Source organism: Pseudomonas sp. Sample_11, from assembly GCF_004307505.1.
GTDB classification, from domain to species: domain Bacteria; phylum Pseudomonadota; class Gammaproteobacteria; order Pseudomonadales; family Pseudomonadaceae; genus Aquipseudomonas; species Aquipseudomonas atacamensis.
This window is the reverse complement of the sequence record NZ_RCOD01000047.1, coordinates 17,889-32,170: the sequence shown is the minus strand read 5'-3', so window position 1 is coordinate 32,170 and position 14,282 is coordinate 17,889. Positions and strand designations below refer to the sequence as shown.

The following is a 14,282-nucleotide window of genomic DNA, read 5'->3' as shown; positions in this document are numbered from 1 at the left end:
CCAGCCAATTGCGACCGGGCGTGCATATCGGCAAACCAACCTGCCGCCGTATGAACTGCCGAAACACAAAACCCGCATGACCATCAAAAGCCGCACTCATAAGGGGGCAGGTTTCAATGAGCTGCGGTTTGAGGATGAGTTGGGGCAGCAGGAGGTGTTTATTCATGCGGAGAGGGATAAGAACGTTCATGTCAAAAACGACAATAGGGTCTTTGTTGGCAATGATCGTAAAGAAGAGATTGGGAACGATGAGCATGTTGTGATCGGTAATGATCAAATTCACGCCATAGGCCAGAATCGCAATCTGGACGTCGGCCGTGACTATAAGGTTTTCATTGGACGCGATCGGTGGGATGCCGTGGGCAATGACCGATACGAGTCCACATGCGCCAACCGCTATATCGAAGTTGGCGGTGATAGCGAGCACACCATCAAGGGGTTGCATAGCATTCAGGCAGGTCAGGGGTTTAAGTGCGCTACGACCGTTTATAGCTTGCAGGCCAGTGAGAAAGTCGTCTTCAAAGGCCCAGGGGGCAGTATCACTCTCGATGCTCAAGGCATTCACCTCAACGGCTTAGCCATCACAATCCAAGGGCCAGTGTCGGCAACGGCGTCGGGCGGCGGGCAACCTTTTTCTCTGCAACTGGAGCCCGAGGCGGGACACACTTGCGTGGAGAAAATAAAATGACTCCAACTATTATCCAGGCCTTCGCGAAGGAGCAGCACGCCGCCAATGCGTCGTTGTATCTGTTGCTTGATCCATTGGCGGACTGCGCCGAAGACGACCCATTGCATATCGACGCTCTGTGCCAATCATTAGGCAGCGATGCAGTAACTAAACTGCGCCGCCCAGATTTGGCCCATACACCGCAAGCATGCCCGGTGCTGGTGACTCTAGCCGCGGCTGGTGCCGAACCCTCAGGGTACTTATTGTCGTTGTCGGCACTGCGTGCCAAAGAAGATGAACGTCGCTCAAGACGCTATGTATGTGGATGGCTCAGCAGTGCCGCAAAAGCCACGACGGTCAGCAGTCACCTGATAAAACTCGGTTATCTACCAATCTCGGTGGGCACAAAATTCTTTCCGGTGTATGAGCCGTTACGCCTGGAATTGCTGGTCGCAACGTTGAAAGTTGGGGAGACAGGAAACTGGTGGCCGATCCATCAGTGGCTCGTCCCCACAAGCAGTGGCGCCAGCAGTCGCTTGATTGGCCAGCCGGATACGAGCGTTGAATTCTCGGCATTCACCAGCTCAGTACAACAGGATGCCGCACTGGTGTCCTCACTGCTCGGCGCTTGGCGTCGCGCTGTCAGCCTTCCGCTTGCTTACGCTCCTGCTCGCTGGAAAGGCCCTACCTTGCTTCCTCATCAAGCCGCTGCTCAGGCATATAAACAGATACGTGACGCTCGCCATTTGGGGCTGAAAAACCAGCACGACATTGTGGCCTTGGCATTACACCGTCTGATGCTGCATTCGAGCCTCCATACACACACAGATATAGGCCTGGTCATAGAGCGGGCAATCGAGAATGGCACCTCACTCGCAAAACTTTTTGCCGAATTGAATGACCAGTCCTGGCAAAGGATCGTGTCGGATTTGACCTTTGCAGGAGCACATCAATGACCCTGAGTTCGCAGCTTGAGATTACCGTAGTAGAAACATGCCTTCCTTCGGACCAATGCAACGCCTGCAACCGGCAAGGATTACCAATCCTCCCGCTGCGAAAGGCTCTGGTACCGCGAGCTAGCGAAGACACCGGTGCGATGTCCAATTCGCGCATGGGCCTGCGTACATTACGCGCGGGCTATTTGTACGTACTACTTGATCAGCAGACCTGGCAAGCCTATCAAGTGACCCCCGATGGTTATCTACGTCAGTTCAATCCCGACGCACCTCCCGAGGCCAATGAGACTCCATTGTGCGATGCCTGTACCTCGGCGGGCCACGACGCTCCAGCGTCCTTTCTCAACATCGATATCCGTAAGTACACCCATGCGTGGCTGGCCTTTGCCAGTGATCCGTGGCCTCGCAGCGTTCTCGACGCTTATAAAAACAGCGCTGCTTCGGGACGCTTCCGAAAACTCGACCTGCGAACTGCTCTGGACGCCCCCGACGGCGTAGAGAACGCGTTGCTGATGACAGCGACGGAGCCTCGCGTGGATCAGCAAGTTCATGAATACCAGCGTCATCAGGCTGTCGGAGACCTGGATAAGGTCCATGGGTTTCACAGCCGCGTAACACGGTTGGGTGCACTAAAGAATTACTTGCGCCAAACGATTGACCAGCAAGGGTTGCAGCAAGGTGTACTCGCTCTGGTGCTGGACGACACGGTGGGCCTGATTCAACAGTACAACTACTTGCGTAACGGCTGGATTGAGGCGCGTCAGCGATACATTGAAGACCCGATGAGGACCTACAAGCGCCAAACGTCAGATCTGCTACTGGCGATTCGCCAAATGCACCCGATCTGGGCCGACCAGCAGACCGCCTCATTTGCTCCCATGACGGGCGATGCGGCCCCGACCTTTGGCGACCCGGAGGTGGAGCGTCGACGCGCCATCGAAGAAAAAGTCCGGAAATACAATGCGTCACTGGAAAAGCGCTACAGCGAAGCCGATCGCGCCTCGTTTGAAGAAGACTATCAGCGCGAGTTGGCAAACTACCAACACTACATCGATTGGTGCGGCAGGCAATACGCAGAGCTCTGCCATGGCGCGTCGTTCAAGCACATTGAGGAGCATGACTATGATGGCGCTGATTTCACGTCAGGAGTGGCCTACAGTCTGACCATGACGATGTGCCTGCGCGGCGGCATCAGCGAAGCACCGCTCGTCAACCAAAACAGCGCCAATGAAAAAGCGCCTTTTACGGATAAAGACCCGACAGCGAAGCTTTGGCTCGAGTGGCTGAAAAATCCGCAGAGCCCGGTCTATCGCGCGATATTGAGGCGGGACGAATCGCTGCTGGCGGGCTTGTTACCCAGTTTCAGCGTGACCGGCGACGCCGACTGGAACGACAGTGAAAAGCTTTACTCGGCAGTGTCCAAGGCGCTGACCAGCGATGAATTCAACCGCTATGTCCAGCCGCGTATCCAGACCGCCATGGCCCAACTCCTCGGCGCACTCAACGCCGCCAGCGCACGACTCCAACCGAGACTCGGGCCCGGCGTCAGTCGTGTAGTTTCTCGACTCAACAGTGCAAGCCAGCTGTTGTACAACGGCGTCCACCTCACCGAACTCAAGATTCAAATGAAGTTCAGCGAGTACTACGCGTTGCTGTCCGAATACTTGCGCAAGGCGCAAAGTCGGGCGTCCGAAGCTATCCGTTTGGGCGAAAAAAGCGCAAAAGCCAACGTGGACAAGGTGAACCACAAGTTCCAAAAGGTGCAAAGGAAAGTCGTCCCGCTGATCAGGACAGGGCTTCTCAGCATGGCCGTGCTGGACCCCAAAGTGGCTAATCAACTGATCACCCTGACGGTTTGGGTGGAGGGCGAAGCCGACGATCTGCGACGCGACCTGATGCGCAATACCGAGCAAGGCGTTGGCCGCGCGGGAGCCAGCGCCCAGCATTTACTGCAGGAAGCAGCGGTAGGCGTTGGCAGCCTGGACCCGAAGGCCCGGGCGACGTTACGCGGGCTCATGGTGTCAACAACGGTAGCAGCCAACTGGGTGCGTGCGGGGTTCACCGGGCTACGGGGAGTTGCCGGCAGCGGTCAGCTGTTGCTGGCGTTGGGCGGGTTTTATCTGCTCAACGACTCCATGAAGAAAAACTTTGAAGAAGCCGAGCGAGCGCTGGGCGACAAGGCTCCTGAAGCCAGACTGGCGCTGTATGGCGCGACGCTGGGGGTACTGGCTGCCGGCATGGAAGTGATAGGGATCGCACTTGAAGCAGGCGCGGGGAGAATTCAGCATGCGGCAGGCTTGCCTGCTCGGGTGACAGCTTCCGCCAAGGCTACATATCGGGCTGGCCAGATAATTGCCAGAGCGGGAGCCGTGATTGGAGCCGTGACCGGGTTGTTTGATGCGACGCAGGCTGGGATGGCGGCTAGTAGAACTTGGAAGCAAGGAGATAAATCAGCAGCAGGAGGATATGCATTATCGGGAGTTTTGTATGCACTCGCAGCTGGCGCAGGCATCTTTGCCGCATCAACGACATCACTGGCTCTTATGGGGCCGTTAGGCGTTGCGATAGTCCTAGGCATCGTAGCGTTTTCCCTACAAAAGTGGGCTCAACGGCAGGAATCCACACCACTGGAAACATGGGCCAGGCGCTGCATCTTCGGTTACGCCGACGAAACGCCAAAGATTCACTGGAATCAGCCCGAACACGCCTCGATTGCCGTCGCCGAACTCAACGCAGCAACTTTTGGCGTCGAAGCCGATGTTCGCTTTCGTCTGCGTTTGATCGCCGGCCAGAGCCACCATCGGGGTGGTTCGACCGGCGGCGCAGGCACCCTCGCTCAGGAAGAGAGGCTGGAATATCGCCTGGTATTACCCTGCTTTCATCCGGAACATTCGAATTATCAATGGACCCTGCGCCTCCTGCGCGAGGGCGACAATCCATACACTGAGGGTATCGGCGAAGTAGCCGCGAGCGGCAACCTGATTGCTCCTCCCGCGCCATTGACAGCCAACGGCACGACCGAACCCGCCCGAAAAATACATTATCAGGCGGAGGCCGGCACGCCGACCGTCAAAACTCGCAGCGCCATGTCACCCAACAACAGCGCCCTACAGGTCTTGGACATTTCGGGCGCCCTCGTATTCAAGTCTTTGGAACGTTCCCAACGAGTCGAAGGGGCAATCCTGTCGTTGACCTACTGGCCAGATCGCACCGTCACCGAAGGCTATGCAGCACTGACTCTTACAACGTACTCCAACCTTTAATCTTTCCAGAGTTCACTTGATGTTTTTCACCAAACCTTTACTCGATCCCCCCGCCCCAGGCTGGAAGCGCGATTTGCCAATGCCGGATCTGCCCCCAAGTACCGATCCTTATCCGCCAGTGCTACCCCATCCACCCAATTATCTTGATTCCGTTTACCTGGAGTTGCCACGCTCGGCATACAGGAAGCGCGGCCTTTGCGCATGCGTCGCAGTGGTCTTAATCCTTCTCGCCATTTTTTCACTACTCATTGGAGGTGCGTATATATTGGCAACGGCCAGTTTTCTGCCCTTAGTCCCGAGCCTAGGAATGCTCCTGAGCTCTATCTCCGGTTTTTGGTTAGGTATCTATGCTTGGCGCATGACTGTGCAAGCCCCCCTCGACGAACCCATCCGCTTCAACCGCTTGCGCCGCAAAGTCTATGTCTATCGGTACCATCACGATGGCTTACGCCCATTCAGCCGAACTGCCTGGGGTGTGCGTACGGAGGTATACGACTGGAATGATCTGCGTGCCGAGGCGAGCAGCGTATATGGCCCCATGGGCACTGGCGGCCTGATCGAGTCGGTGAGCATCGCCGTGGTGAAACCCGGCACCTGTCAGGTGCTCGAGCGTTTCCATTTCGCCCACGGCACCATGCAGGGCGAAATGTACTGGGCCATGGCCCAACTGTTCATGCAGCAAGGCCCGCAAGCCCTGCCCACTTTCCCCAGACCACCGCGCGACTGGAACAACGAAGACGCGCGCTTCAACCTCGCCCGCCGCCTCGCCCCGAAAGTGCAATGGCCCGCCGACATTGATCTGCAATCAAGGACGGCTCCGTAATGTCGTACACCGAACCGTTACTCGAGCCACCAGCGCCGGGCTGGAAACGCGATCTGCCAAAGCCGGATCGAACTCCTAGCAACCTCCCATATTCACCCGTGATGCCAAGTCCGCCTAATCATGCGGATGCCATTTACCTTGAACTACCACGCTCGGCACTGAGAACACGAGGGCTAGGCGCCTGGTTGGGGATAGCTATTCTAGGTTTGTCCTTTCTCCTGCTTACAACTCCCCTAATCCTCCCTCCTGCACCATGGGAATCTGTTGATTGGGGCTTCATTCTAGTCTGCCTCGGTTTATCCATTGTCCTGTTTTGGTTCGGTATTCATGTCTGGCGAATGGACGTAGAAGCCCCCCGCGACGAACCCATCCGCTTCAACCGCCTGCGCCGCAAAGTCTACGTCTATCGCTTCCACCACGACGGGCTACGCCCATTCAGCCGAACTGCCTGGGGCGTGCGTGCCGAGGTTTACGACTGGGATGATCTGCGCGCCGAGGTGAGTAGCGTATATGGCCCCATGGGCACTGGCGGCCTGATCGAGTCGGTGAGCATCGCCGTGGTGAAACCCGGCACCTGTCAGGTGCTCGAACGCTTCCATTTCGCCCACGGCACCATGCAAGGCGAAATGTACTGGGCCATGGCCCAACTGTTCATGCAGCAAGGGCCGCAAGCCCTGCCCACCTTCCCCAGACCACCGCGGGACTGGAACAACGAAGACGTGCGCTTCAATCTCGCCCGCCGCCTCGCCCCGAAAGTGCAATGGCCCGCCGACATTGACCTGCAATCAAGGACGGCTCCGTAATCGTCTTTACGTCTCTCATGCTCAATCACTCGAAAAAGCCGGAGGTCGGTTGGCTTGTGGCGGGCACCCGCAATAGCTGCATCACTACTCTGTTACGCCATCAGCCCCACCACCCAATCAATGAACACCCGCAATTTCAAACTGACATGCCGGTTCGGCGGGTACGCCAGATAAAGCGGCATCGACTCAAGCTGCCAGCCTTCAAACAACTGCACCAACTCGCCCCGCGCCACATGCGCATCAGACATATACGTCGGCAACCACAACACCCCAATGCCCGCCAGTCCCGCCGCCAGATAGGCATTGCCGTCATCCACCGCAAGCACATGCCGGCCCTTGATCTGCAGGCGCTCGGTGCCGTTGTGCAACGTGTACGGAAGAGGTTTACCAGTGCGAGCCCAGAGAAAAGCGACGACGCGGTGATGGGAGTCTTGCAGTTCCAGCGGATGCTCAGGCGTCCCTTCTCGGGCCAGATAAGCCGGCGCGGCGAAAACACCCAAGGGCAGATCGGCGAGCTTGCGCGCCATCAGCGATTGATCGAGCAGCTCGCCGCCGCGCACCACGCAGTCGACGTTCTCATCGATGATGTCGACGATGCGGTCGCTGACGCCCATGTCGATCTGGATGTCCGGGTAGCGCGCGTGAAAATCCGGCAAGGCTGGCACCAGAATATGCCGCGCGAACGGGCTCGGCACGTCGATGCGCAAGCGCCCCCGTGGCCGTGCGGCGGCACCGGGCAGGCTGGTTTCGGCGTCGTCCATATCGGCGAGCAGCTTGATCACCCGCTCGTAATACGCCGCACCGTCGGCGGTAACGTTGACTTTGCGCGTGGTGCGGTTGAGCAGCTTGACCCGCAGCCGCGCCTCCAGTTGCTGCACCAGTTGCGTCACCGTGGTCTTGCTCATGTGCAAGGTGTCGGCAGCTTTGGTGAAACTGCCCGCCTCGACCACCCGGGCAAAGGCCTGCATCGCATCGAACCGGTCCATCCGCGCCCCTCGATTGTTTGGGATTTGCAAACAGTGAACGCCAAGCTTGCGCGTTTATCCGCGCACTGCAAATACCTAAAGTCGTTTCCATCAACACACTGATGGAGTCAGCCCCATGTCCAAGCGCGATGTAGTGTTCCCACCCGCCCGCCATGCCTTGTATGAGCGTCACCGTTACTCGCCGGCAATTCGCTCCAACGGTTTCCTCTTTGTCTCCGGCCAAGTCGGCAGCCGTGAGGATGGCTCGCCCGAGGCCGATCTGCGCGATCAGGTGCGCACCGCCTTCAACAACCTCAACGCGATCCTCGCTGCGGCCGGTTGCAGCTTCGATGATGCGGTGGATGTCACCGTGTTCATGGTCGATCCGCACTCGACGTTCGAAACGATCTGGACTGTGGTGCCGGAGTTCTGGGGCGAAGCGCCGTTTCCGACCATCACCGCTGTCGGCGTGACCTGGCTGGCGGGTTTCGATTTCGAGATCAAGGTGATTGCCAGACTGCCCGAAGCGGCTTGACCGCAACCGCACATAAACAGACACAACGCGCCGGCACGGAGGCTGGCCAATCTCCTCGCGAATGCGTATAACCTCGCCGTTTCGTCTACCCTGACGTGGCGCGCCGTTGACTACCGGCAGCCCTTCGAATGTTGACGCTTACGAAACGGAGAATTCTATGTTCAAGCGTACCCTCGCCCTCACCGCCGGTCTGGCGCTGTCCTTTTCTGCCCTGATGACGCAAGCCGCTGATGTGTTGCGCGTCAGCGCGATTCCCGACGAAGCCCCGACCGAGCTGCTGCGCAAGTTCGAACCGCTGGGCGCCTATCTTGAACAGCAGTTGGGCATGAAGGTGCAGTTTGTGCCTGTCGCCGACTACCCGGCCGTGGTTGAAGCGCTGGCCACCGATCGCCTCGACATGGCCTGGCTCGGCGGTTTCACTTTTGTGCAGGCACGTTTGAAGACCGACGCCACCACGCCAGTGATCCCGCTGGTGCAGCGCGAGCAGGACGCGCAGTTCACCAGCAAATTCATCACCGCCGACCCGAACGTGAAAAGCCTCGCCGACCTGAAGGGCAAGACCTTCGCCTTCGGTTCGGTGTCGTCCACCTCCGGTAGCCTGATGCCGCGTTACTTCATGCTGAAGAACGACGGCATCAAGCCTGAGGCCTATTTCAGCCGCGTCGCCTACTCCGGCGCGCATGACGCCACCGTTGCCTGGGTGCAGGCCGGCAAGGTCGATGCCGGTGTGTTGAACGCCAGCGTCTGGCAGAAACTGGTCGACGCCGGCAAGGTCGACACCAACAAGGTCAAAGTCTTCGCCACCACCCCGACCTACTTCGATTACAACTGGACCGTGCGCGGCACCCTTGATCCGAAGCTGGCCGCGAAGATCAAGAAAGCTTTCCTCGACCTCGACCCGGCCAATCCTGAGCAGAAGAAGATCCTCGATCTGCAGGCCGCCAGTCGTTTCATCGAGACCAAGCCTGAAAACTATAAGGGCATCGAGGAAGCCGCCCGCGCTGCCGAATTGCTGAAATGACCCTACGCCTCACCCAGGGCAGCCTGCGCCATGCCAATGGCGTCGATGCCCTTCGTAACATCGACGTGCAGATTGGCGCTGGCGAACAGGTAGCGATCATCGGCCCGTCCGGCGCGGGCAAGTCGAGCCTGCTCAATCTGCTGGCCACCGCGCTCAAGCCCAGCAGTGGCGACATCGAAGTACTCGGCGAACGCGCCTGGCACTTGTCGGCGCGCCAGCGTCAGCGCCTGCGTGCGCGCATCGGCCTGGTGCATCAAGCGCCGCCGATTCCGCCGCGTCAGCGGGTGATCACAGCGGTGCTGGCCGGCAAGCTCGGTCAGTGGAGTCTGGGCAAAAGTCTGCTGAACCTGCTGCATCCACTGGATGTGGCGGGCGCTCGCGCGGCGTTGGCGCGACTGGATCTGGGCGACAAACTGTTCGCCCATTGCCAGCAGTTGTCCGGCGGGCAATTGCAGCGCGTCGGCATTGCGCGAGTGCTGTATCAGGCGCCGGAAATATTGCTTGCCGACGAACCTGTCTCGGCCATGGACCCGGTGCTTGCCGGCCATACGCTGTCGATCCTTTCGCGTCACGCCCGCGAGCACAACGTCACGCTGGTGGCGAGCCTGCACGCGGTGGATCTGGCGCTGGCGCACTTTCCACGGATCATCGGTTTGCGCGACGGGCAGATTCTTTTCGATTGCCCTTCTGCTGAAGTCAGCCGCGACAAGCTCGATGCGCTGTACGCCAATGAACAACTGCAATCGCCTGCACCAACGGTCGCGCCTTTGATTGTGCAGATTCCGCGATGCTGAAAGCTGATTCCCGAGACCCGGCGGCGTGGCCGCGATTGTTGCTGACGCTGCTGGCGCTGGCTTTGCTGTGGCCGGGCATTCAGCTCAGCGAACTCGACCTGGGCGTGTTGTTTCAGGCCGATAGCCAGAACGAAATGGGCCGTTTTGTTTCGGCATTCTGGCCACCGGCGCACGATCAGGCGTTTCTGCAACTGCTGCTCAAAGCCACCCTGCAAACCCTGGCGATTGCCACAGCGGGTATGGCCCTGGCCTTGCTGCTGGCAGTGCCGGCAAGCCTGATCGCCAGTCGCGCGCTGTCGCTTTCTGCCGCTTCGCGGGGCGGCGTGCCGAGCCTGCCCGGGCGCTTGCTGCGCTGGCCGGTACGCGGCTTGCTGATCTTTTTGCGCAGCGTGCCGGAGATCGTCTGGGCGCTGTTGTTTGTGCGCGCGGTCGGCCTCGGCCCGGCGGCGGGCGTGCTGGCCATCGCCATCACCTACAGCGGCATGCTCGGCAAGGTCTACGCAGAAATTTTCGAATCCACCGACCAACGCCCTGCGCACGCATTGTTGCAGGCCGGCAGCGGTCGACTGGCGGCGTTTGCCTACGGCACGCTGCCGAATGTCGCCGCCGAATTGCTCTCCTACACCGTCTACCGCTGGGAGTGCGCGATCCGTGCCTCGGTGGTGATGGGCTTTGTTGGTGCCGGTGGTCTGGGGCAACAGATCGACCTGTCGATCCGCATGTTCGCCGGCGGTGAAGTCGCCAGCATGTTGCTGACGTTCCTGCTGCTGGTGCTGTGCGCTGATCAACTCAGCCGCCTGCTGCGCTGGAGGCTGACATGAGGCGCCTGATCAACCTGCTGCTGATCGTCGTGATCGCATTTGCGGTGTTCGCTTCCTTCGCTTATCTGGAACTGGATCTCGCCGAACTCGGCAGCGCCAATAGCCTCAAGCAGATGGGCAGTTACGTGCAGCGCTTTCTCAGTCCCGACTTGAGCGCCGGTTACCTGAAAGCCATCGCCCACGGTTCGCTGGAAACCCTGGCCATGTCGGCCCTCGGCACCCTGCTTGCGGCACTGTTCGGCATCGTTCTCGCGCTGCCCGCTGCCGGGCGTTTCGGCTGGCCGCTGCAAAGTGCGGCGCGTCTGCTGCTCAACGGCTTGCGGGCGATTCCAGAGCTGGTCTGGGCGGCGCTGATGGTGCTTGCCGCCGGTCTCGGACCGAACGCCGGCACCCTCGCCCTCGCTCTGCACACCACCGGCGTACTCGGTCGGCTGTTCGCCGAAGCGCTGGAAAACACCCCGCCGCAACCCGCCGAAGCGATCCGCTTACAGGGCGGCAATCCGATCCTCGCGTTCTGCTACGGCACCCTGCCTAACCTCGCCCCGCAACTGCTCGCCTACTGCCTGTATCGCTGGGAAAACAACATCCGCATGGCCAGCGTGCTCGGTTTCGTCGGCGCCGGCGGCCTGGGCCAGATGCTCTATGTCAGCTTGAGTCTGTTCCAGGAAGCCCAGGCCAGTACGGTGATTCTGGCGATGCTGTTGCTGGTGTTTCTGGTCGATTGGTTGAGCGCCTGGAGCCGGCAGCGTTGGGTCAAAGCGTAGGCCGAGTGGATATCTGGCAAAAGCTGATTATGCTTCAGGAAACCTTGCAGCCCTGCGAGGCGGTCAGACTGTGCAAGCTTCACGCTAGAGCAACGGCGGCAGATGCCAACGGGCCAGAGTGCGACAGGCAGTAACGGGGGACTCCGGCCTACAACAATAAGCACGACGGAGAACACCCATGGCCACAATCGACACAGCATCCACCGGCACGCCACCGCGCAGCGGCGGCATCACCAAGGAGGAGCGCAAGGTCATCTTCGCTTCCTCACTGGGCACGGTTTTCGAGTGGTACGACTTTTACCTCTACGGCTCACTGGCGGCGATCATCGCCAAGCACTTCTTCGCCGGCGTCAACGAAACCACCGCGTTCATCTTTGCCCTGCTGGCCTTCGCCGCCGGGTTTGCGGTGCGGCCGTTCGGCGCCATCGTCTTCGGGCGTCTGGGTGACATGATCGGGCGCAAGCACACGTTTCTGATCACCATCGTGATCATGGGCGTGTCGACGGCAATCGTCGGTCTGCTGCCCGGCTACGCGACCATCGGCGTCGCCGCCCCGGTGATTCTGATCACCCTGCGTCTGCTGCAAGGCCTGGCGCTGGGCGGGGAGTACGGCGGCGCGGCGACCTACGTGGCCGAGCACGCACCACGCAACCGCCGTGGCTTTTTCACTTCGTGGATTCAAACCACCGCCACCCTCGGTCTGTTCATGTCGCTGCTGGTGATTCTCGCCTGCCGCACGGCGCTGGGTAACGAGGCGTTCGAAGCTTGGGGCTGGCGGATTCCGTTTCTGCTGTCGATCATTCTGCTGGCCGTGTCGGTGTACATTCGCCTGCAACTGAGCGAGTCGCCGGTATTCCAGAAAATGAAGGACGAAGGCAAGGCCTCGAAAGCGCCGCTGACCGAATCCTTTGCACGCTGGGACAACCTCAAAGTGGTGATCATGTCGCTGCTGGGCGGCACGGCCGGGCAAGCAGTGGTCTGGTACACCGGGCAGTTCTATGCGCTGTTCTTCCTGTTGCAAACACTGAAGATCGACGCGCAGACCGCCAACCTGCTGATCGCCGGATCGCTACTGATCGGCACACCGTTCTTCGTGATTTTCGGCAGCCTGTCCGATCGCATCGGGCGCAAACCGATCATCATGGCGGGCTGCATTCTCGCGGCGCTGACTTACTTCCCGATCTTTACTGCGCTGACCCAGTACGGCAATCCGGACGTGTTCGTCGCCCAGGAAAAAAATCCGGTCAAGGTCATCGCCAGTCCCGAGCAGTGCTCGTTCCAGTTCGATCCGGTGGGCAAGGCCAGATTCACCAGCTCCTGTGACCTGGCGAAAACGTTGCTGGCGAAACGCGCGATCCCGTACGAGAACGTCGCCGCCGAACCGAACACGGTGGCGCAGGTGCGCATCGGTGATCGCGTCATCGAGAGTTTCGAAGGCAGCGCCCTCCCCGCCGCCGACTTCAAGGCCCGCAACGACGCCTTCACCGCCAACCTCGGCGCGGCGTTGAAGGAAGCCGGTTACCCGGAAAAAGCCGACCCGGCGAAAATCAATTACCCAATGATGCTGCTCCTGCTGACCGTGCTGGTGATCTACGTGACCATGGTCTACGGCCCGATCGCCGCGTGGCTGGTCGAGCTGTTCCCGACGCGCATCCGGTACACCTCGATGTCGCTGCCCTACCACATCGGCAACGGCTGGTTCGGCGGCTTCCTGCCGACCGTGGCGTTCGCCATGGTCGCGGCCACCGGCGATATCTACTACGGGCTCTGGTACCCGATCGTGATTGCAGTGGCGACGGCGATACTCGGCACGTTCTTCCTGCCGGAAACCAAGGATCGCGACATTCTCAAAGACTGAAAAAGCCGCAGCGCCCTCTCCTGCGGGAGAGGGCCGTGGCCCTGAAAAATTTCGAACGTCTGCCGCCACGCTGTCTCCAATGTGAACACCCACAGGAGGCCAGCGCCATGAACCCCAACGACGACAAAACTCCCAACGCCCCACCCACCGATGCCAGCGGCAAACCGGTGAACGTGGTCGAGCGCGATCTGCAAGACCGCGACAACACCACCGAGGGCGTAGACAAAGTCATCACGCCGTCTTCCACTCGGGTCAAAGAGCAGGAAGCTGAAGAGCTGCAGCGCAAAGTCGATGAGATCGAGCGTAAGGTTGCAGACGGTAACTGAGTGCAGCGTGGCTGTGGCCGCGGCTTTGAGCGGCGGCTGTCAGCCCGATGACCAAAAGCTGATTTCCTACAGAATTGAACTACACAGCTGATCGACTTCACGTGCATCACAAGCGAAGCGTCTGACAGATTTGCATCGTCTGTTTGCGGATGATGTTTCCCTCGTCCCGCCAGTGACGACAACGAGCCACATCCCCCTTAGACTGCTTCACATTGATCATGGAGGTCATGATGAGCGCTGAACTTTCACTTATCGTTTCAGACTTCGAAACCGAAGAAGAGGCTGCGGAATACGACCTTTGGTATCGCGCCAAGGTACAAGCCGCACTTGATGATCCACGTCCGCCTATCCCCCACGATGAGGCAATGGTGCTGCTAGGTCAGATGCTGGAAGAGAGACGCAAGAATCGACGCGCTGCCGGTTAGCTGGAGTAAACCGGCTCTTGGAGATCTGGCTGACATCATCGACTACGTAGAACAACGCAACACTGTCGCTTCAGTTGCACTGCACCAAAAGATCAGCGCCGCAGCGCGAAGGCTTTCCTGGATACCGCATGGTTTCCGCTCCGGCCGAATACCGGGCACTCGCGAAATGGTCATTAACTCGAATTATTTACTGGTCTATCGGGTGACAGACCACATCAAAATTCTGACCTTGTTGCACGCCCGTAAAAAATATCCATAACC

At 59.4% G+C, this 14,282-nt stretch carries 14 protein-coding genes and 1 pseudogene; 14 read left to right on the top strand and 1 reads right to left on the bottom strand.

What is annotated here, in order from left to right; all coding sequences use genetic code 11:
- From D8U60_RS27645 to D8U60_RS28025, 5 genes and pseudogenes are all read left to right on the top strand, one after another.
- Positions 1 to 688, top strand: a pseudogene (locus D8U60_RS27645) (type VI secretion system tip protein VgrG); the annotation flags it as partial.
- The gene (locus D8U60_RS11650) at positions 685 to 1,623 is read left to right on the top strand and encodes a hypothetical protein (protein WP_122612633.1); all 939 of its coding nucleotides are present in this window, start codon (positions 685 to 687) and stop codon (positions 1,621 to 1,623) included. The pseudogene D8U60_RS27645 and the gene D8U60_RS11650, both read left to right, overlap by 4 nt.
- Entirely contained in the window at positions 1,620 to 4,886 is a 3,267-nt protein-coding gene (locus D8U60_RS11645; RefSeq protein WP_130900171.1) for a T6SS effector BTH_I2691 family protein, read from the top strand. Before D8U60_RS11650 ends, D8U60_RS11645 begins: the two co-directional genes overlap by 4 nt.
- A 19-nt stretch (positions 4,887 to 4,905) precedes the next feature.
- Positions 4,906 to 5,709: a DUF6708 domain-containing protein gene (locus D8U60_RS28030; protein WP_341637330.1), complete on the top strand. Its 804-nt coding sequence runs from the start codon at positions 4,906 to 4,908 to the stop codon at positions 5,707 to 5,709.
- Positions 5,709 to 6,512: a DUF6708 domain-containing protein gene (locus D8U60_RS28025; RefSeq protein ID WP_347237649.1), complete on the top strand. Its 804-nt coding sequence runs from the start codon at positions 5,709 to 5,711 to the stop codon at positions 6,510 to 6,512. Before D8U60_RS28030 ends, D8U60_RS28025 begins: the two co-directional genes overlap by 1 nt.
- A 92-nt stretch (positions 6,513 to 6,604) precedes the next feature.
- Here D8U60_RS28025 and D8U60_RS11630 read toward each other — a convergent pair whose 3' ends face one another.
- On the bottom strand, positions 6,605 to 7,498 hold the full coding sequence (locus D8U60_RS11630; RefSeq protein ID WP_130900169.1) for a LysR family transcriptional regulator: 894 nt from the start codon (positions 7,496 to 7,498) through the stop codon (positions 6,605 to 6,607).
- Positions 7,499 to 7,613: 115 nt separating this feature from the next.
- Between D8U60_RS11630 and D8U60_RS11625 the strand changes: the two genes are divergently transcribed.
- The 9 genes from D8U60_RS11625 to D8U60_RS11585 all read left to right on the top strand — a co-directional run bounded on the left by D8U60_RS11625 (position 7,614) and on the right by D8U60_RS11585 (position 14,280).
- The gene (locus D8U60_RS11625) at positions 7,614 to 8,012 is read left to right on the top strand and encodes a RidA family protein (RefSeq protein WP_024013144.1); all 399 of its coding nucleotides are present in this window, start codon (positions 7,614 to 7,616) and stop codon (positions 8,010 to 8,012) included.
- 157 nt (positions 8,013 to 8,169) lie between these two features.
- Positions 8,170 to 9,033: a putative selenate ABC transporter substrate-binding protein gene (locus D8U60_RS11620; protein WP_130900168.1), complete on the top strand. Its 864-nt coding sequence runs from the start codon at positions 8,170 to 8,172 to the stop codon at positions 9,031 to 9,033.
- Positions 9,030 to 9,827 carry an ATP-binding cassette domain-containing protein gene (locus tag D8U60_RS11615; RefSeq protein ID WP_016774954.1) on the top strand — a complete coding sequence of 266 codons (798 nt, stop codon included), beginning with the start codon at positions 9,030 to 9,032 and terminating at the stop codon, positions 9,825 to 9,827. The genes D8U60_RS11620 and D8U60_RS11615 overlap by 4 nt, the downstream gene beginning before the upstream one ends.
- Entirely contained in the window at positions 9,821 to 10,648 is an 828-nt protein-coding gene (locus tag D8U60_RS11610; protein ID WP_024013147.1) for an ABC transporter permease, read from the top strand. Before D8U60_RS11615 ends, D8U60_RS11610 begins: the two co-directional genes overlap by 7 nt.
- Entirely contained in the window at positions 10,645 to 11,412 is a 768-nt protein-coding gene (gene phnE, locus D8U60_RS11605) for a phosphonate ABC transporter, permease protein PhnE (protein ID WP_095180157.1), read from the top strand. Before D8U60_RS11610 ends, phnE begins: the two co-directional genes overlap by 4 nt.
- A 178-nt stretch (positions 11,413 to 11,590) precedes the next feature.
- Positions 11,591 to 13,270: an MFS transporter gene (locus D8U60_RS11600; RefSeq protein WP_122881677.1), complete on the top strand. Its 1,680-nt coding sequence runs from the start codon at positions 11,591 to 11,593 to the stop codon at positions 13,268 to 13,270.
- 107 nt (positions 13,271 to 13,377) lie between these two features.
- Positions 13,378 to 13,596, top strand: a complete 219-nt coding sequence (locus D8U60_RS11595; protein WP_024013150.1) for a hypothetical protein — start codon at positions 13,378 to 13,380, stop codon at positions 13,594 to 13,596.
- A 230-nt stretch (positions 13,597 to 13,826) separates the two neighbouring features.
- Positions 13,827 to 14,021: a stability determinant gene (locus D8U60_RS11590; RefSeq protein ID WP_110645437.1), complete on the top strand. Its 195-nt coding sequence runs from the start codon at positions 13,827 to 13,829 to the stop codon at positions 14,019 to 14,021.
- Positions 14,002 to 14,280, top strand: coding sequence for a type II toxin-antitoxin system RelE/ParE family toxin (locus D8U60_RS11585; RefSeq protein WP_318277913.1), 279 nt, complete (start codon positions 14,002 to 14,004; stop codon positions 14,278 to 14,280). The genes D8U60_RS11590 and D8U60_RS11585 overlap by 20 nt, the downstream gene beginning before the upstream one ends.
- Positions 14,281 to 14,282 lie beyond the last annotated feature (2 nt).